Origin of the sequence: Micromonospora sp. NPDC126480 (assembly GCF_040302465.1) — a bacterium.
GTDB lineage: Bacteria > Actinomycetota > Actinomycetes > Mycobacteriales > Micromonosporaceae > Micromonospora.
In genome coordinates this window covers 68356-86542 of record NZ_JBEORU010000002.1, presented here as the reverse complement: position 1 = coordinate 86542, position 18187 = coordinate 68356, and the positions used below count along the sequence as shown (strand labels likewise).

The following is an 18187-nucleotide window of genomic DNA, read 5'->3' as shown; positions in this document are numbered from 1 at the left end:
GAGCCAATCTGCGAGGAGCCGTGCCGATGAATGTCTTCGATGACCCCGACGGAATCTTCCTGGTGCTCATGAACGACGAGGAGCAGCATTCGCTCTGGCCGAGCTCGCTTGACGTGCCGGCGGGCTGGCGCGTCACCTTCGGCCCGGAATCCCGGCAGGCCTGCTTGGACCACGTCGAGCAGCACTGGACCGACATCACGCCGCTGAGCGTTCGGCAGGCGCTGGCGTCATAACCCGCCACGCGGCGGGTCACGCAGCAGGTCGGCCAGCCATCGCAGCAGGTCCACGTCGCCGACGGCCGGCTGCGGCGGGTAGGTGTCGATGACGATGCCGGTGCCGTACAGGTCGTCGGCCATGGACCGGGTGAACTCGTGCACCCGGTCCATGGCCGCGTCCGCCGCGGTCACGCCCGGCCCGCTCAGCACGAACGCGATGCGCCCGTAGTACTGCCGGCGCATCAGCGGCTCCACCGCGTGGATCAACTGCCGGGTGCCGGCCAGGTTCTCCTCCAGGATCATCAACTCCGCGCCGGTGGTCGCCGCCGCGTCGACCAGTACGTCGCAGCGGCCCAACCGCACCCGCAGCCACGTCGTGAGGCGTTCGACGCTGTCCGGGTCGGTGAGGGTCAGCCGGCGTACGGCGACGCGGTCCGAGAGATCGCCGAGCAACGCGACGGTCGCCCGCCCGGTAGCCCCGGAGGGGCTGGTGAGCACGACCCGGACCGGCGACTCGACGAGCGCCCGGGTGATGGTGGGGGTCAACGCGGGGTCGCCCTCGATCACGACGACGACGGGCTCGTCCACCGGGTCGAGCCGGGTGGCGTCCGCTTGTCCGGCCGATGATCCGATCGCTCGTAAGGGGATCACCTTGGCCCCGTCGTCGCGTGCGATGCGTCGCGCATCGCGATTCGGCATCGTCGGTCACCTCTTCCAGGCCGTGCGTTCGCGGGGAGGCCATGGTCGAACGGCGCGTGGTGTTCCGTCACGTCGCTTGTTGCAGCCACCGGCCGCGACGGGGCCCCCATTCGACAGATGTACATCGACGTCCCGGCCCCCCGGCTATCTCCACCAGGACTAAACACTCGCCACTGTCCCGTGAAGCAGGGATGCGAGGCTCCGCCAGGCCGCTGCTACTCTCGATCAAGTTGATGATTGATCGCCGTCTTTCGATGCATAACACTCCTGACCATGGCGTTCGCGGCAAACAGTCCGTTGCCGGCGCCGCAGACACGATTGGTAGCGGAGTACGGTTGCCGTGATTCGGATCGATGTTCTCAGCAGCTCACCCATCTACCTGGTCGGCCTGCTCCACACGATGGATCAGGCCGGAATCAAAGTGGTGTCGGCCCGAACGTCCTCCGAGGACGAGGCTTCCTGGCTGGCCGACGCCACCCTGATCGACACCGATGCCCTGCCGCCCTTCGGCGAGCTCGAGCACATCGCCGAGACGGCCAAGTGCACCCAGGTCATCGTGGTCAACGACGAGCCGCCGTGCGAGAGCCTGCGCTTCCTGCGCGCCGGCGCGGCGGGCGTGATCAACAAACGGGACCCGGCGGAGCGGGTCGTCGACGCCATCCGGTCGGTCGCCTCCGGACGCAACGTCCCGCCGGCCGACCAGGAACCACCGACTGTCACCTGGACCGATTCCGCCGGCCGCAACCTCAGCCAGCGGGAGATGCAGGTGCTGCGGCAGATCGCCCGAGGGCTGACGCACGGTCAGATCGCCACCCGACTCGGCATCAGCCCGCACACGGTGGACACCTACGCCAAGCGCATCCGCGCCAAGCTTGGGGTCGGCAACAAGGCCGAGCTGACGCGGGCCGCGTTGCTCGGCAGGCTGGCCGGCTGACCGGCCCCAGACCACGACGGAGATCAGACATGCGGCTCAGCCAGCGGACGCTCAGCCAGATCGACTCACCGATCTCCGACACCTACGCGCTGCTCGACGAGCGCACCGGGGGCGGGGAGCTGCTCGACCTTGCCCAGGCCGCACCGCGTTGCCCACCCGCGCCCGAGGTCGTAAAGCACATCACCGCGGTGGCGCGCGACCCGCACGGCGCCGACTACGTCGAGTTGGGCGGCCTGCCGCACCTGCGGGAGGCGTTCGCGGCCGAGCTGTCGCGCGACTACCGCGGCATCGTCCGGCCCGAGCAGGTGCTGGTCACGGCCGGCTGCAACCAGGCGTTCTGCCTCGTCACCTCGGCCCTGGCCGCTCCCGGCGACGAGGTCGTGCTGACCGTGCCCTATTACTTCAACCACAACATGTGGCTGCGTTTGGACGGCGTGACCCCGGTCTACCTCGACCCGTACCCCGACCTGGTGCCGACCGCCGCCGCGGCAGAGGCGCTGATCACCCCGCGGACCCGGGCGATCGTGCTGGTGTCACCAGGCAATCCCAGCGGCGTGGTGGTGCCTCCGGAGCGGATCGCCGAGCTGGCCGCGGTCGCCCACCGGCACGGCATCGCCCTCGTGCTGGACGAGACCTACCGATCGTTCCGCGGCACCGACGAGCCGGCGCATCCGCTGTTCGCCGACCCGGGCTGGCCAGAGACCGTGGTCAGCCTGCACAGCTTCGCGAAAGACCTGGCCATCCCCGGTTATCGGGTGGGTGCCGTGGTGGCGTCGACCCGGCTCAATCGGGAGATCATGAAGCTGCTCGACTGCGTCGCGATCTGCGCGCCGCGGATCGGCCAGGAGGCCGCCTGGGCCGGTCTCATTCGGGCCGGGGCGTGGCGCGCCCAGCGGGTCCGCCACCTGCTGGCGAAGCGTGACCACTTCCGGTCGGTGCTGGCCGACCGCCCGGGCGGCTTCGAGCTGCTGGCCGCCGGTGGCTTCTTCGGCTGGCTGCGGCACCCGTTCCGGGACCGGCCTACGGCCGAGGTCGTCCGCGATCTCGTGCTGCGCCACGACACCCTGGTCATCCCCGGCACGGCCTTCGAACCCGGGGACCGGCACACACTGCGCGTGAGCTTCGGCAACGCCGACCAGGACGAGATAAGCCGGTTCGCCGACCGGCTGGCCGCCATGGCCTTAGCCCCTTCTTGATGGGACAAGAACGCATCCGGCGCACCGCCTAGGGTTCTTGCAGGCAGCGCTCGCAGCGGGAGGACCGACGATGACCCCAGTCGCCAATCTGACCACCATGGAAGTCGATGCATTGACTGACGTCGACGGCGGGCTCAATCTCACGGACGGCCACGCCCGTCTCGTCCTCACCGGACAGCAGGCGGAAATCATCGAAAGGCTGCCGGAGATGTTCGCCGAGGCGTCCCGGCGGTCGTTCCCCGACATCGAGCGGGAGGCGCACACCACCTTCCTGCACGCGGTGGGGCAGCACACGGCGCCGATCGGCACCGGCCGAATCCTCAGTTGCTACTCCTCAACGCTGGCGACCGACATCGTGGCGCGGGCCCTGCCGGCCGGCGCGACGATCGCCGTACTGCACCCCACGTTCGACAACATCGCCGACCTGTTCGTCACCCGCGGGCTCAAGCTGGTGCCGCTGCCCGAGGAGGCATTGCTGACCCGCCAGTGGCCGCAGCCGCCGGTGCGCGCGGTCGTGCTCACCCATCCGAACAACCCGACCGGCCTGGTGACCCCGCCGGAGCACCTGCGCTCGCTCGGCGAGCACGCCGCCCGGCACGGGCAGATCGTCATCCTCGACGCCAGCTTCCGCGGGCAGGTGCACGACGCCCAGTACGACACGTACGCGGTGCTCGACTCCACCGGCGCCGACTGGATCACGATCGAGGACACCGGCAAGCTCTGGCCGACCCACGAGCTCAAGATCGGCCTCCTCGCGTACAGCAGCCGCCTCACCCTGCCGATCGAGCGGGCCTTCTCCGAGTCGCTGCTCTCCGCCTCGCCGGTCGTGCTCCGGCTGATCACCGAACTGGCCCGGGACTGGACCGCCGGCGGTTACGAGCGGTCGCACCGGTTCATCGAGGACAACCGGGAGATTGTGCGGAGCACCATCGCCGAGGTGGGACTCTCGCTGGCCGACCCGCAGTCGCGGATCAGCGTGGCCCGCGTCGAACTGCCGGCCGACGGCCCCGATTCCAACCTGCTCTACAAAGACATGCTGAATAGGGGCGTACACGTGCTGCCCTGCGCACCGTTCCACTGGGCCGACCCGGAAGGCGGGCTGCGGTTCATCCGGCTCTCGCTGGCCCGGCCGCGGGAAACGATCACTAAAGCAGCCCGGGCCCTCGCCGCCTCATATCTCGACCTCTCGGCCGCCTCGGCCCGAAAGTAAGGCAACCGGCCGCGCCGGCACCCCGCGGGGGGGCGCCGGCGCGTACACCGTCACTGGATGATCCGGCTGTCCGCCGAGGTCCGCCAGGCCCGCGAGCCGCGGATGTTGCGGGTGATGTTCAGCCGCTTGAGCCACCGGTCAGAGCCGTCGTAGCGCGGCTGGAATGACTTGCGGCCGTGCACCGCGCGGAAGTTGTCGATGAAGATGCAGTCGCCGGGCCGCAGCGCCACCGTGGACATCCGCTCTTCGATTTGTGCGCACAATCCGTCGAACGCCTGCCGATGGCGCTCCGGCCACCCGCTCGAATCCATATGATAGGGGTCGAGCGCCATGTAAGGGCTGCCCGGGTCGCCGAAGAACAGCGGCCGTTTCTCCGGCTTCTTGTTCCACTGCTCGATCAGCCGGAAACTGCGTGCCCGCAACGCGTCCAGGGCCGGATCACCGGTCGAGCCGCGGGACAGCTGCGGCTGGTGCGAGTTGTCCGGCATCACGGTGAACTCGGGTTCGAACAGCGCGGCGACGTCCAGGCGCTCGATGTCCAGCAGGTCGATGCTGCAGACCATCGTCTCCACGTCGTCAGGGTTCTTCAGGCACATCAGCGCGACATAGTCGCCCCGGCACGGGTGGAACGCATCCTCGGTGTGCCAGGACAGGTGCTGCAAACTGTTCGAGCCGATCTCGTAGTGCTCGTGCCCCTTGATCGGCAGCACGTCGTGCATGATCCGGCCGTCCTGCTGGGTGCCCCAGCCGAAGACGTCGCCGAGCGCCGATCCGCAGAGCAGGAAGAAGACCTCCTGGCGGAAGGCCGGCGAGCCGTGCTGGCTGTCTCGCCAGTGCGTCGGGGTCGGCCCGAGATCCTCCTCGTTGACGGCCAGGCCGGAGACCACGCAGAGCGCCGACGGCTCGCCGAGCCGGAACTCCTCGAGGAACTCCAGGAGGTGCGCGGGCAGCTCCCGGGCGAGCACCGGCGCCCGCCGGATCAGGTCCTCGTTCTCGATGGTGTCGTACTGCCGCGTCACGTCGGCGAGCATCGGCGCCACCGCCGCGTTGTCTGCGGACGTGAGTGCCAGGTGGTGCGTCACGATAACAGTCACTCCCCGAGGTTACGAACGTTTGTGCGGCCCCATCGGTCCCCGTAAGCAGGGACAACCACCGCACCGCATCGATCTCCACCGTGCTCGGTTCGATCCAACAGTCACGGATCCTCACCTGTCGGTCGACGCGGCCGAGGAAATCCAGGTCACCGTCGCCGGTGGCGATGACCAGGCGTCGGTCCGACACCATCCGGTGCCGGGGCACTCGGGATCGGCACCGGCGACAAACGTCTCCGCCGGTCGCCCACGGCTTGCGACGATAGCCGGTGGCGACGCCCGGTCCGCCGACCTACAGCCCGCCTTTCCTGCCCGGTTCTATTGGCCACAGCGCGTTGTCGAAGCGGCTCAGCTGGATCCGGAAAGAGATCGGCGCCGCCGGCCTTGAGCACCGCCAGGAGCGCCGTGCTGAGCGGCAACTCGCGGTCCAGCACCACCGCGACCAGCGCGCCGCCGCTCACACCGGTCACCGGCAGCCGCGGCCTAGTGTCTCCGCCGTCGCGTTCAGCTCCTGATAGGTCATGGTGGCGCCGGCGTAGCTGAGCACCGGACCGCCGGGCATGCGCCAGACCTGATCCTCGACCAGCTGGTGGATCAAACGGCACCCGGGTCGCCCTGCGGCGCGACGCCCCGGGCGCTGGCCGGCCGCAGGTCCAGCCACGTCGACTCGATGAACTCCGGCACGCCTCGCGGCTGCTTGGTCCCGGTCCACCGCCAGCCGGCCGGGTGGGCGAGCGTCTCGGGTCAGAGCGAGTGCTGGTCCGTCACCAGGACGACGAACTGCCGTCAGGCTCATCAAACGCGTTCAACGGAGGTCAACCCTTCCGGTGGGCCGCACACCGTGCGCAGCCAGCCCAGGTCGTCGGGACGACGGCCGTACTGGATGCCGAGCAGTTCCTCACGCAGCCGCATGGTGACCGGGCCCGGGCGGCCGTCACCGACCGTCCACCCGGTGTCGGCGGCGCGCACCTGCCCGACCGGCGCGATGACCGCCGCGGTGCCGCAGGCGAAGACCTCGGTGATGCCCCCCGCCTCGCAGCGCTTGCGCCACTGCGCCACCGAGATGCGCCCCTCCTCGCAGCCGAGGCCGAGCCGCGCGGCCAGCCGCAGCAGGGAGTCCCGGGTGACGCCCGGCAGCAGCGTGCCGGTCAGCGCCGGGGTCATCAGCGTGGCCGGGCCATCGTCGGCGGGCTGCTGGACGAAGCACAGGTTCATCCCGCCCATTTCCTCGACCCAGGTGTGCTCGGCGGCGTCCAGCCACACCACCTGGTCGCAGCCCTGCTCGAAGGCATGGCGCTGGGCCAGGAACGCGGCGGCGTAGTTGCCGCCCGCCTTCGCGGCCCCGGTCCCGCCCGGAGCGGCCCGGGCGTACTCCTCGGAGATCCACACCGTCAGGGCCGGCGGCCTCGTCCCGACGCTGAAATAGGGCGATGCCGGGCTCGCAACGACACAGAACAGATAGCTGTTCGACGGCAGGGTGAAGCCCAGCGTCGGCTGCGTCGCGATCATGAAGGGGCGAAGGTACAGGCTCGTGCCCGCACCGTCCGGCACCCACTTTCGGTCCTGCCGCACCAGCAACTCGATGGCCCGCAGAAACACCTCGACTGGCAGATCCGGCATCGCCAGACGCCGCGCGGACGCGTTGAACCGGGCAGCGTTGCGCTCTGGCCGGAACAGCGCGATCGACCCGTCGGGCTGGCGGTACGCCTTCATGCCCTCGAAGATTTCTTGCCCGTAGTGAAAAACGGACGCCGACGGCGGTAGGGAAAGATTGTGGAACTCCTCGAGCCGCCCGTCGTGCCAGCCACGCTCGCTGTCCCAGCGCAGCGTGACCATGTGATCCGTGAAGACCTGCCCGAAAACTGGCGCGTTCAGGATCGAGCGTCGGTCCGCGTCGGGCAGGCATCGCCGACTCGGCCGGATCTCGAAATCTAGGATGGTTACTGCCCTCCCCGGGGACGCACGGCAGACCCGCGCAGACAGCGTCGACTCACGGTAAGGCGCTGTCGTCGTCCCTCGGTGTCCCCGAAATATCCGACTGGGCCCGCGCGCCAGCCCGCCGGTGGCATGCTGTGGTTTCCGCGCCAGGCACTGTGGACGTCGGAGGGGACACTCGTGGCCGAGCCGACGCACCCGGGCTGGACACCTGCACCCCGCACTGCGCCCGACTGTGGAACTTCTGGCCAGGCGGCACGGACAACCTCCCGTCTGACCTCGACGGCAGCCAGGGAACGGGGAGGACGCAGGTCGGGGCGGCTCGCGGTGCACCTACCGGCGTCCGGATCACCGGCCGACGAGGCGGGCCAGTCGGTGTCGGATCTCGTCCGCCGCTGGGTCATCGAGGCTGTGGTAGATCTCGGTGGCCCGGCGCCAGGCATCCTCGGCCGCCGCTCCGTCGCCCATCGTCGCCCGGACGTCACCGAGCCGGACCAGCGTTTCCGCCTCGTGGTACCGGTCGACGGAATCGCGGAACATCTCGATCGACCGCTCATAGAGGTTCGCGGCACGCTCGTGGTGGCCAAGCCGCTCGTACGCGAAGCCGAGGCTATCCAGCGTGGCCGCCTTGCCGTTGCGGTCGTCGATCTTCTCCTGGATAGCCAATGCCGCGGTGCAGTTCGCGATGGCGCGCTGGTAGTCGCCCATCGTCGCGTACAGGAACCCGATCGCGTTCAGGGTGCGCCCCTCCCCGGCGGGACTGCCCGCCAGCCGGTGCAATCTCAGCGCCTCGCGACCGTGGTGCAGCGCGTCCTGCAGCCTGCCTCGCTCGTACGCCAGCTCGGTGCGGCTGTGCAGGGTCTGCGCCTGGCCGGTCGGGTCGCCGAGTTGCTCGTACAGCTTCAGCGCGGACGCCAGCCGCTCCTCGGCTACGTCGTGCTGGTTGAGCCGCAGCGCCGCCCGGGCCAGCATCCGGTTCGCCATGGCCTGAGTATCGTGATCACCGGCCCGCTCGGCTGCGTCGACCGCGATCTGCTGCACGGTGAACTGGTCCTGCCACAGACCACGCGGTGCCAGGAACGCGGTGAGTGAACAGGCGAGCTGGCAGGCGTAGGCGTCGAAGCCGGTCTCGGCCGCCCGCCGGATGACACAGACGAGCACTGGGTGCTCGGCGGTTAACCAGTCCAGCGCCGCGGCACGATCGGCCGGTGGGCGGGCGAAGTTGTCGGGCAGCGGGGGCACCGGCTTGATCGACGCCCACTGCGGCTGCAGCAGTCGGGCCGCCGGATGGGCGCAGCGCAGGTAATGGTCGTAGAGCCGGTGCAGAGCGGCCCGGCGCTCGGCGGGCGGCTCACCGGATTCGGCCAGTTCGGCGGCGTAGGTTCGGAGCAGGTCGTGCAGCACGTACCGGCCTGGCTGGTGCTCGGTCAACAGGTGCAGCCGGGTCAGTTCTCGCAGCTGCGACATGGCAGCTGCCAGGGCCTGGCCGGTGAGCGCCGCCGCGACCGGACCGGTGAGATCCGGGCCGGGATGCAGCCCGAGCAGGCGGAACAGTCGCGCCGCTTGCTCGCTCAGGGCCCGGTATGACCAGGAGAAGACGCGCCGGACATCTCCGTCGGCCAGCGCGTCCAGCCGCGTTTCGGAAGGGGTCAGCTCGACGGCCAGGGCGGCCAGGGGAAAGGAAGCCTTGGCCGCCATGCGCGCCGCCACGATCGACAGGGCCAGTGGCAGCCGGCTGGCGGCGTCGATGATGGCGGACACCGCCTCGGGTTCCGCGGCTACCCGCTGTGTGCCCAGCCAACTGCCCAGCAGGCTGCGGGACTCTTGCTCGGTCAGCACGTCCAGCATCAGCGGCGTCGCGCCCTCACTCGCCACTAGGCCACTGAGCTGATCCCGGCTCGTGATCACCACTGCGCAGCGTCCGGTGCCCGGCAGCAGCGGTCGTACCTGCTCCGAGTCGCGGGCGTTGTCCAGCACGATCAGCATCTGACGGCTCGCCAGCAGGCTCCGGTACAGCCCGACACGGGCGTCCGAGGTGGCCGGTATCCGGCCGTCCGGCACGTCAAGCGCCTCCAGGAGACTGCGCAGGGCCTCCGCCGGGGTCACGGCATTCTCGTCGTCGTAACCACGCAGGTTCAGGTAGAGCTGGCCGTCGGGAAAGCGCTTGGCCACCCGGTGCGCCCAGCGCAGCGCCAGGGCCGTTTTTCCGATTCCGGCCATGCCGCTGATCACCGAGATCACGACGTTGGTCGGCCCGTCCGCGCCCTCCCCTAGCTGAGCGTCGAGGCGAGCCAGTTCCGTCTCGCGTCCGACGAAGCCGGCCACCGCCAGCGGCAGCTGGGCCGGCCGACGGTCAGCCGGCCGGGCCACCGAGCCGGTCGCGGCCAGAACGGCCCGGTTGTGCAGGATGTCGTCGTACAGCCGGACGAGTTCGGGGCCCGGATCCAAACCGATCTGCTCGGCCAGCCTCTGCCGCGCCTGGTGGAAGGCCTCCACCGCCCCCGCAACGTCGCCGGTGCGGTACAGGGCGGTCATCAGCTGAAGCCACGACCGCTGCCGTAGCGGATGCTGATCGACCAGCACACGCAGCCGCTGGATCACCCCGGCGGTTGTGCCGGCGGCGAGCCGGAACTCGGCGTAGTCCTCCTCGGCCAGCAACTGTCGCTCCTCCAGCTGCCGGACCCGGAGCGCCAGCAGCGGGCTCAGTGGCAGATCCGACAGCGGTACGCCCCGACACATCCCGACCGCCTCGGCCAGGTGCTCGACCGCCCGTTGCGGTTCGCCCTGGGACATCGCCGCATGACCTCGCGCCACCGCGGCGTCGAACCGGTCGATATCCCGCTCGCGCGAGTTCAACCGCATCAGGTAGCCGCCGCCGACCGCGACGATCCGGTCCCGACCGCCGTGGCCGGTATCCAGTGCCTGCCGCAGCTTGCGCACGTAGGTCCGTAGGTTTGCCGCTGCCGACACGGGTGGTTCGCCCGACCAGACGATCGCCAGCAGTTCGTCGATGGTGACGACCTCGTTCGGCCGCAGCAGTAGCCCGGCCAGCACCAGGCGTTGTTTGACCGACGGAAGGGACACCGTTCCGCCGTCCCGCCGTACTCTCAGCGGGCCGAGGAGATCGAAGCTGAGGAGCACGGCCGATCGTAACCACCTTTCCGCGTACCCCGCCAGGCCGTCACTGTGCGTCAAATATACGAGGCATACATTCCCGACATTGTAGCTTCGAGCCGCAGCAATTAACGGATGGAAAGGACAGTCGGCGACAGGGGAGTCGATCGAACCCATTCTCGATGGTCACCCCGTACGCCGGGTATGACTTGTCTGCGGCGCGAGGGATCCGCCCCGATGTGTTGATCATCTCGCCTGCATCCTTCTCGGTCTCGTCGAGATCCTGAAGACTGCGGGTATCAGGGTCGTCACCATATGCGATTCGCCGAATGAGGGCCCTCCTGGCTGGCGGATGCCGCGCTGATCGGTGTCGACGCCCTCACCCCGGCCGACATGCTCAGCCAGATCGCGAGCGCCGCGAGGAGTTGGAGCCGCCATCGGCGCACTCCGCACCGCCAGCGTCACCAACATCGCTGCCGCCAACCGGTCCGCGACAGCACCCGCGCCCTGGCGCTACTCCCGCGTCACCTGAAACTTCGTCGCCGCCCTGGGTTGGTGTCCCAGCCAGGGCGGGTCAGGTGCGGAACGGTCCGGTCACGCAGTAGCAGGGTTCGCGGCCAGCAGTACCCGATCGCCGGCGTTGAGCCCGCACCAGTGCCGGACAGCCGCCGGCAGGTGGAGGTGGCCTTGTCCGGTGACGGTGAAGACACCCTGCCGGTCCAGTCGGACGACAATGACCCCCGAGCCCTCGCGGATGTGCAGCCGGATTCCCGGCGCCCATCCCAAGGCACGAATGATCGTCCGGTCAGCGATTCGGCCACTGGTGTCGATGGCAGCCAGGCCGTACACCATCCTGCCGGTACGGGGAATCGGTAGGGCTGGCAGCGGCAACGGAGGACGGCGAGGAGCTCCACCACGCGCGCGACGAGAGCTCTGCTCCCAGTCGGCCAGCATCACCGGCGGGATGACGGGAGCCACGGAACGATCAGCCACGACGATCGCCCCCGATCGAGACAGAGTCGATCGAGGGAGTAGCTGGGCTGAGATCTGCGTGGTCAAGCGTGCTTGACCACCAGTACGCGAAACACAGCATGGATGCTGCAATGTGGTGTCCGAGGATTGACACGGACCGATCCCCAGCTCGGGCTGCGCGTATTCGGCGCCGTCCTGATCGGCTGACAGCCGCACTACCTGGGCCGGTGGGCCTCGGGCTCAAAGGGCCCACCCGGTGCCGGGAGCTCCATCACGGACACGCCTCATGGATGGGCACAACAAAGTACCCGTTGACATTCGCGGCTAACTGGCGCAGGCATCGACCCGGCCCCGTGCACTGACATCGTGTCCAGCGGCGGGAACGAGGTGGCGATCGGGCAGTGGGCCGATGAACGGATGTGGCGATGGCAAGCGGCCGGAGGCGGTCGTGGCGGTCCTTCCCGATCAACCGGCCAGTTTCTCGAAGAGTTCGTTCGGCATGTCGTAGTACCTCGTCGTCCCGCCCCACTCCTCCGACCTGAGCGCCGCGGAGCCGGTTTCATGATTTCGGAGTACGAGTGACTCTGCCCCGCCGCCCGCACGCCATAGCGATCGTGGCTCCGTGGGACAGCTATGACGGCCCATATTCTCGGCGGCCCGACCGGGCTCACCCCTCGGCATGACGGGGCCGCGGCGTGCGTGCGACGTACGTGGCCGGGAGATTGCCGAGCAGGTCGGCTGGCAAGTGACCTGCGGCCCGGCTCACGGATCGGTCCGCGGGCCTGGCCACCGGTCGCGTGCGGGGCGGGCACTTGACCGCACTAACTCTGCTTGCGTGAGTGCCCTGATCGACAATCGCCGCGGGGCGACCAGCGCCGATCGGCACTCATCTACGTCACATGTGGTCAGGGGTGGAGTGGGCGTGGCGGGTAGCGCGTTCGGCCAGCCAGAGCCAACGGCGCTGGACATCGCCGCCGGTGGTGGCAACCATGGTAAGCGCGTCGGCGCGGACCTTGTCCAGCGCGTCCGCCGCAGCGGCGGCGTCATCGACAACGGCCGCGCCGTCGCGGAACGCCTCGGCCTCGGCCGATCCCCCGAACCGGGGCGCCACCTCGTCGCGCCAGAAGTCGGCCCAGGGCAATTCGGGGTTCCAGGTGAACCGGGCGTACGCCAGGTAGCTGATTTCGTTGGTCGGGTGGTACGCGGATGCCTCGGCGAAGATGGTCAGGCCCCGCATCCCGGCCGCACCGGCCCGGGTGGCCATGTCGGCGTACATCTCGGGCACCCAGGAGTGCCGCTGCCGGTTCCATTGCGACCCGGCATGGGTGCGCAGCACGTTAGTGGTGTGCGGGAGCCGTTCGACGTGGGCTGCGGTGAGCCGGTCCCGGTTGTCGTACCAGAAGCCCCGGTTCACGCAGTACTGGTACGCCACGTCGTCGGGCAGGTCCGCGAGGGACTGCTGCGCGTCCAGGTCGAAGATGTTGTCCCAGTAGACCTCGACGAGGTGCCGTAGCGGCACGCCGGCCGGGCCGGTACGGCGGGCGGTGTCCAACAGGGTCGGGTAGACCGACCGCATCGCCTCGTACGACCACGAGGTGCGCTCCCCGCCGGTGCGCTCGGTGCACCGGGCGCAGGCGCAGCTGCCGTAGTCGCCGGTCTCGAAGTTGATCCCGCCGACGGGCAGCGTGTCCAGCAGCCAGTCAATGGCGTCCCGGTTCCAGGCCAGGTTGTCCGGTTGGGACGGACAGGCGGCCATCATGTACTCGCTGGCCGGGAAGTGAAGGTCACCGAATTCATCGATGTCGAAGCCGACCTTCTTCGGCAGTTCGGCGGCCAGGTCCGGGCGCTGGCGCAGCCAGGTGGCGAGGTTGAAGCGGTGCCGGCCGTCGAAGTAGACCCCACCGTAGGCGTTGATGCCGATGCCGGCGACGATTCGCACACCGCGCTGGTTGGCGTACTCGCACAGGTCGCGGGCCGCATCGACGCCGCCATGGGCGTCGCGCAGCAGCCCGTACACCACGATGCCGCCGATCCGCTCCCGGCTGCAGAAGTCGACCAACCGGCGGTAGTCCTCGCCGAACGCCTCGGCGGACTTGGCGTACGGGTTGAGTGCACCGATCTCCTGCTGCCCGAGCTGGCGGAGGTCCCAGTTGGTGGAGTGGTCCCAGGTCCACAGGGTGCGCAGCGGCAGGCCGGGTGAACCGGCCCGCACGCCCACCGGAACGCCGGCCGGTGTGGTCAGGTCGACCAGTTCCCGGGCGGCGTATACCAGCCCGGCGAACGGGTCACCGACGATCCGGATCGGGCCGGTCTCGGGCACCTCGATCCGGTAGCCCCCCTCGGGCTGCGCTGGGTCGGCGTCGAGGTGCACCGGCACCCCGTCGGACGCCCGACCGAGGGCCTCCTCCACCAGCCGGGCGGCGTACGGCGCGGACTCGGCGCCGTGCACCCGGACCCCGGCGATCCGGCGGTACTGCGACATCATGACCTCCCGAGGGACTGCGGGGTGGCGGCGAGGTACTCGACCACATGGAGAGCCGTCCAGACCCCGTGCTGCCAGTACGGATCGTGTTCACAACGGGCGCGGGCCGCGTCGGCGTCGGCGGCCCGCAGGACGAGGACGGAGGAGCCCAGGTCGGTCCGGGCGCCGGCGAGCAGGGCGGTGCCGTCGGCGAGCAGCGACGCGACGTGGGCGAGGTGGGCCGCGCGGTACGGTTCCCGGCGGGTGGCGGCGTCGGCGGCGAAGGTGGCGGTGACCAGGTAGGCGGGTTCGAACCTCACGCGGCACCGCCGATCGCCTCGATGAGCCGCTGCATGGCCACCCGGTACACGGTCTGCGGCCGGCCCGCGCCCGTGCTGACGTGCACACCGACCTCGTCGGCGAAGCCCGCGGCGCGCAGCGACTTGAGCAGCCGGCGCGCGGAGCGGGCCTCCACCCCGTATGCGTCGGCCAGGCCCCGCGCGGTCACCTGGTTCGGGTCCATCTGATGCAGCGCCTCAAGCAGCCGGCGGGTGGACAGCGGCCCCAGCCGCAGCTGCTCGGAGACGCGCAGCACGCCGGGCGCGGTCTCGCGCAGGCGCTGCTTGACCGGGCTCTCCCGGCTGGAGTAGATCTCACCGTCCGGGAAGACCACGTGGGTGTCCCCGCTGGCCCGGCCGAGCGCCAGCGCCTTGCGGGCGTTGTCCTCGGCGGCGGCGATGGTGGTACCGGTACCGAAGCCGACGGTGTGCGCGACGTCGACCCCGCGCAGGGTGAGCAGGGAGGCGTGTCCGGCCTGGTGTCGCGCGATGGCGCTCTCCACGGAACCCCGGGTGGTGGTGATCAGCATCGTCCGGTCGTCGATGCCACCCAACCGGCCCCGCATCCGCTCGGCGTGCTCCAGCAGCGCCTCGCGCAACCGCAACCGCGCCCGTTCCGCCTGGTACGGGTCGCCCTGGCGACCGGCGGGCTCGGCCAACTCGATCATCATCACCGCGATCTGGGTCCCCCGAGACTGGCGCACCTCGGCGGCGAGCCAGGCCCGGCGCAGCGCATCGCGGACCGAGGCGCGGGTGTGCTCCACCCGCCAGACCGGCACCCCGCTCTCCCGCAGGTCGCGGTGCACCGCCCCGAGGCAGGTCAGGCAAGCCTCGACCGCGCCGGAGGCGTACCGCTCTCGGTGGTACGCCGTGATCTCGTCGAGGCCGGAGAAGAGCAGCCCGGAGGAGTCGGCGATGGGCAGGATCTCGGTCGGCGGGGCCAGCTCGATGTCGTGGTACGTCTCGCGGACGACGTCGGCCTCGATGGTGTCCACGCTGACCCGGGGCAGCCGCCCGCCGGTGGCCAGCAGCATCCGCGACAGCGTCCGGTACAGGTCGATGCCGGCGTGCGGCACGAAGTCGATCTCGGCGCGCAGCCCGTCGGCCGCGGCGGCGAACGCGTACGGGATGCGCCCGGTGAAGAGCAGCACCTGGCACAGCTCGTCCAGTTCCCGGGCCAGGTCCGGGGCCTCCTCCGGCCGGCCGTACGCGCGGACGGTGAGGTCTGCGGACCGCTGCTCGCCCTCGGCGACCTCCTGTACGAGCCGGATCGAGTCCTCCGGGCCGATGATGCCGATCACTGCGCCTCCACGTCGTCGCCGGTCTGGGATGGGCTGCTCAGCCGGCGTGCACGGTGCCGACGACCCCGCCGCCGGCCGGTGAGGCCAGCAGCACCAGCGCCGACGCCACGTCCTCCGGGCGGCCCAGCGCGGCCTCGACGGCCGCTACCCGCCCCCGGTCGGTGCCGTTGGCGCGTGCCTCGTCCAGCGACCGCCGCATCAGCGGCGTGTCGATGTCTCCCGGGCAGAGCGTATGGACCCGGATCCCCTGTGGACGCAACTGCCGGTCGAGAGTGAGCGCCAGGCCGTGCAGCCCTCCCTTACTCGCGCCGTAGGGTACCGAGCCCGACCCCTGGAGCACGCCGGCCTTCGATCCGACCAGGACGAGCACGCCTGTGCCAGGGGTGAGGTGCCGGACGGCGTGCTTGGCGACGAGGAAGGGTCCGGTCAGGTTGACCGCGATCACCTGCGCCCACAGCTCGATGGGGACGTCCCGCACGTCGAGCCCCTGGCCGCGCATCACCCCGGCCACGTGCAGCACGGCGTCGATCCCGTCCAGCTCGCCGGCGACGGCGTCGAGGGCGGCGGCCACCTCGTCCTCGACGGTCACGTCGACCCGGCGGGCGTACGCGGTGGCCCCGGCGGACCGGGCCTCGGCGGCGGCCCGCGCCGCACCGTCACCGTCGGCGTCCAGCACGGCGACCGACGCGCCGGCGGCGACGGCGGCCCGCACGGTGGCCAGCCCGATGCCGGAGGCACCGCCGACGACCACCACCCGCCGGCCGGCCAGCAGACCGGCCGGCGGGACGGGGGCTTGCCAGGTGGGCCCGGTCATCGACCGACCGTCCGCCGTACCGCGGCCACCACGTCGGCGGCCTCGGGCACCACGGCGGACTGGAGGATCGGGGCGGCCGGCATCGGCAGGTCCGGCAGGCCCACCCGGGCCACCGGGGAACGCAGATCGGCGAAACACTCGGCGGCGGCGCGGGCGGCGATCTCCGCGCCGAACCCACCGGTCAGGTTCGCCTCGTGGGCGACGACCAGCCGGCCGGTGCGGGCGACCGAGGCGGCGACGGTGTCGAAGTCCAGCGGGTTGAGCCAGCGCAGGTCGATCACCTCGGCCTCGATGCCCTCCTCGGCGAGGGCGCCCGCCGCCTCCACCGACGCCGACACCATCCGGGACCAGGCGACCACGGTGACGTCACCGCCGGGACGGACCACCCGGGCGCCACCGACGGGCTCGACCGGCGCGTCGGTGCGCACCGGGCCGCGGGTCGGGTAGAGCATCCGGGCCTCGGCGACCACCACCGGGTCGTCGCTGACCACTGCCGTTCGCAGCATCTGGTACGCGTCGTCCGGGGTGGCCGGCAGCGCGATCCGCAGGCCCGGGGTGTGCGCGAAGTACGCCTCCGGGGAGTGCGAGTGCTGGGCGCAGGCGCCGGGCGAGTAGCCCTGCTGCATCCGGATCACCAGCGGGGCCTTCCACCGGCCGTTGCTGGAGTACCGGATGGTGGAGATCTGGTTGACGAACTGGTCCATCGCCACGAACGAGAAGTCCGCGTACATGATCTCGGCGATCGGCCGCAGGCCGGTCATCGCCGCACCCAGCGCCATGCCGAGGAACCCGGTCTCGGAGATCGGGGTGTCGAAGATCCGCGCGGAGCCGAACCGCTTGTGCAGCCCCTTGGTGGCGCCGAACGGCCCGCCGGGCAGGGCGACGTCCTCGCCGAAGTAGACGGTGTCCTCCCGGCTGTCCAACGCCCAGGTCAGCGCGGCGTTGACGGCCTGGATGTAGCGCAGGGACTCAGACATGGACGTGCTCCTTGACGGTCGCCGGGTCCGGGAACGGCACGGCGCGGGCGGCGGTCACGGCGGCCTCGACCTCGGCGGCCACCTCGGCGTCGATGAGATCGAGACGGGCGGCCAGCTCGGGGTCGGCGGCCTGCCGGATCCGCGCGAGGGGCTCTCGTTCGCGGGCGGCGGCGACCTCGCCGGCCGGCCGGTAGTGTTGCACGTCGCCGCTGTAGTGACCGACCAGCCGTTCGGTCATCGCCTCCACGATGGACGGCCCACCGCCATCGCGCGCGCGGGTGACCGCCTCGGTGACCGCCTCGGCGACGGCGTCGCAGTCGTTGCCGTCGACCACCCGGCCCGGCACGCCGTAGCCGGCGGCCCGCTCGGCGAGCTGGCGGACGCGCACCATGTCCTCGATCCGGGACATCTCGGAGTAGACGTTGTTCTCCACGACCAGCACCAGCGGCAGGTCGAGCACTGCGGCGAGGTTGATCGCCTCGTGCACGTTGCCCTGGTTCATCGCGCCGTCGCCGATGCTCACCACCGAGACCGCGCCGCTGCCGGTGCGTTGGGCGGTCAGCGCCGCGCCGGCTGCGACCGGCACACCCGCGCCGACGATTGAGTTCTCGCCGATGAACCAGCGGTCCGGGTCGGTCAGGTACGGCGAGGCGGCCCGGCCGCCGCACAGGGCGGAGTCGCGACCCATCATCTCCGCGAACAGCCCGGTCAGGTCCACGCCCCGGGCGATGGCCCAGCCGTGGCCCCGGTACGTCGCGGTCACGTAGTCGCCGTCGCGCAAGGCGCGGGCGGCACCGACCGGGATCGCCTCCTGCCCGTTGCACAGGTGGATCGAGCCCGGGATCTCGCCGGCGTCCTTGAGGGCGGCCAGCCGCTCCTCGAACCGGCGGATCCGGGCCATCAGCCGATAGTCGTCCGGCAGACCCATCA

Annotated in this window: 16 protein-coding genes and 1 pseudogene; 4 read left to right on the top strand and 13 right to left on the bottom strand. The window is 70.6% G+C overall.

Annotated features, from left to right (window positions below; all coding sequences use genetic code 11):
- Positions 1-26: 26 nt before the first annotated feature.
- A complete protein-coding gene (locus tag ABTW87_RS02145; protein WP_502891515.1) occupies positions 27-233 on the top strand; it encodes an MbtH family protein in 207 nt (68 codons plus the stop codon).
- Here the strand turns inward: ABTW87_RS02145 and ABTW87_RS02140 are convergent.
- Positions 228-914, bottom strand: a complete 687-nt coding sequence (locus ABTW87_RS02140; RefSeq protein WP_350647683.1) for an SDR family NAD(P)-dependent oxidoreductase — start codon at positions 912-914, stop codon at positions 228-230. The genes ABTW87_RS02145 and ABTW87_RS02140 overlap by 6 nt on opposite strands.
- Positions 915-1254: 340 nt before the next feature.
- On the opposite strand from ABTW87_RS02140, the gene ABTW87_RS02135 reads away from it, so the two are divergent.
- From ABTW87_RS02135 to ABTW87_RS02125, 3 genes are all read left to right on the top strand, one after another.
- Complete coding sequence (locus ABTW87_RS02135) at positions 1255-1848, top strand: LuxR C-terminal-related transcriptional regulator (RefSeq protein WP_350647681.1); 594 nt, start codon at positions 1255-1257, stop codon at positions 1846-1848.
- A gap of 29 nt (positions 1849-1877) precedes the next feature.
- The gene (locus tag ABTW87_RS02130) at positions 1878-3044 is read left to right on the top strand and encodes an aminotransferase (RefSeq protein ID WP_350647679.1); all 1167 of its coding nucleotides are present in this window, start codon (positions 1878-1880) and stop codon (positions 3042-3044) included.
- Between the two features lie 70 nt (positions 3045-3114).
- Positions 3115-4254: an aminotransferase class I/II-fold pyridoxal phosphate-dependent enzyme gene (locus tag ABTW87_RS02125; protein ID WP_350647677.1), complete on the top strand. Its 1140-nt coding sequence runs from the start codon at positions 3115-3117 to the stop codon at positions 4252-4254.
- 50 nt (positions 4255-4304) lie between these two features.
- Here the strand turns inward: ABTW87_RS02125 and vioC are convergent, their stop codons facing one another.
- The 12 genes and pseudogenes from vioC to ABTW87_RS02070 form a co-directional block, all read right to left on the bottom strand.
- On the bottom strand, positions 4305-5348 hold the full coding sequence (gene vioC, locus ABTW87_RS02120) for an arginine beta-hydroxylase, Fe(II)/alpha-ketoglutarate-dependent (RefSeq protein ID WP_350647675.1): 1044 nt from the start codon (positions 5346-5348) through the stop codon (positions 4305-4307).
- 463 nt (positions 5349-5811) lie between these two features.
- Complete coding sequence (locus ABTW87_RS02115; RefSeq protein ID WP_350647673.1) at positions 5812-5943, bottom strand: hypothetical protein; 132 nt, start codon at positions 5941-5943, stop codon at positions 5812-5814.
- A pseudogene (locus tag ABTW87_RS30160) lies at positions 5940-6077 on the bottom strand (hypothetical protein); the annotation flags it as partial. The pseudogene ABTW87_RS30160 and the gene ABTW87_RS02115, both read right to left, overlap by 4 nt.
- A 63-nt stretch (positions 6078-6140) precedes the next feature.
- Entirely contained in the window at positions 6141-7283 is a 1143-nt protein-coding gene (locus ABTW87_RS02110; protein WP_350648039.1) for a branched-chain amino acid aminotransferase, read from the bottom strand.
- Between the two features lie 345 nt (positions 7284-7628).
- Positions 7629-10421 (bottom strand): AfsR/SARP family transcriptional regulator, encoded by a 2793-nt coding sequence (locus ABTW87_RS02105; protein WP_350647671.1) that lies wholly within the window; start codon positions 10419-10421, stop codon positions 7629-7631.
- Between the two features lie 567 nt (positions 10422-10988).
- Entirely contained in the window at positions 10989-11246 is a 258-nt protein-coding gene (locus ABTW87_RS02100; RefSeq protein WP_350647669.1) for a hypothetical protein, read from the bottom strand.
- Between the two features lie 1015 nt (positions 11247-12261).
- Positions 12262-13848, bottom strand: coding sequence for a hypothetical protein (locus tag ABTW87_RS02095; RefSeq protein WP_350647667.1), 1587 nt, complete (start codon positions 13846-13848; stop codon positions 12262-12264).
- Entirely contained in the window at positions 13848-14147 is a 300-nt protein-coding gene (locus tag ABTW87_RS02090) for a YciI family protein (protein ID WP_350647665.1), read from the bottom strand. Before ABTW87_RS02090 ends, ABTW87_RS02095 begins: the two co-directional genes overlap by 1 nt.
- Positions 14144-15466 carry a helix-turn-helix domain-containing protein gene (locus ABTW87_RS02085; protein ID WP_350647663.1) on the bottom strand — a complete coding sequence of 441 codons (1323 nt, stop codon included), beginning with the start codon at positions 15464-15466 and terminating at the stop codon, positions 14144-14146. Before ABTW87_RS02085 ends, ABTW87_RS02090 begins: the two co-directional genes overlap by 4 nt.
- Positions 15467-15503: 37 nt before the next feature.
- Complete coding sequence (locus tag ABTW87_RS02080) at positions 15504-16280, bottom strand: SDR family NAD(P)-dependent oxidoreductase (protein ID WP_350647661.1); 777 nt, start codon at positions 16278-16280, stop codon at positions 15504-15506.
- A complete protein-coding gene (locus tag ABTW87_RS02075; protein WP_350647659.1) occupies positions 16277-17257 on the bottom strand; it encodes an alpha-ketoacid dehydrogenase subunit beta in 981 nt (326 codons plus the stop codon). Before ABTW87_RS02075 ends, ABTW87_RS02080 begins: the two co-directional genes overlap by 4 nt.
- On the bottom strand, positions 17250-18185 hold the full coding sequence (locus tag ABTW87_RS02070; protein WP_350648037.1) for a thiamine pyrophosphate-dependent dehydrogenase E1 component subunit alpha: 936 nt from the start codon (positions 18183-18185) through the stop codon (positions 17250-17252). Before ABTW87_RS02070 ends, ABTW87_RS02075 begins: the two co-directional genes overlap by 8 nt.
- Positions 18186-18187 lie beyond the last annotated feature (2 nt).

Excerpts from the sequence above, each read along its gene's own strand:
- ABTW87_RS02145 (WP_502891515.1), top strand. The coding sequence starts at position 27 with ATGAATGTCTTCGATGACCCCGACGGAATCTTCCTGGTGCTCATGAAC.
- ABTW87_RS02140 (WP_350647683.1), bottom strand. The coding sequence starts at position 914 with ATGCCGAATCGCGATGCGCGACGCATCGCACGCGACGACGGGGCCAAG.
- ABTW87_RS02130 (WP_350647679.1), top strand. The coding sequence starts at position 1,878 with ATGCGGCTCAGCCAGCGGACGCTCAGCCAGATCGACTCACCGATCTCC.
- ABTW87_RS02125 (WP_350647677.1), top strand. The coding sequence starts at position 3,115 with ATGACCCCAGTCGCCAATCTGACCACCATGGAAGTCGATGCATTGACT.
- ABTW87_RS02100 (WP_350647669.1), bottom strand. The coding sequence starts at position 11,246 with ATGGTGTACGGCCTGGCTGCCATCGACACCAGTGGCCGAATCGCTGAC.
- ABTW87_RS02095 (WP_350647667.1), bottom strand. The coding sequence starts at position 13,848 with ATGTCGCAGTACCGCCGGATCGCCGGGGTCCGGGTGCACGGCGCCGAG.
- ABTW87_RS02080 (WP_350647661.1), bottom strand. The coding sequence starts at position 16,280 with ATGACCGGGCCCACCTGGCAAGCCCCCGTCCCGCCGGCCGGTCTGCTG.
- ABTW87_RS02075 (WP_350647659.1), bottom strand. The coding sequence starts at position 17,257 with ATGTCTGAGTCCCTGCGCTACATCCAGGCCGTCAACGCCGCGCTGACC.
- ABTW87_RS02070 (WP_350648037.1), bottom strand. The coding sequence starts at position 18,185 with ATGGGTCTGCCGGACGACTATCGGCTGATGGCCCGGATCCGCCGGTTC.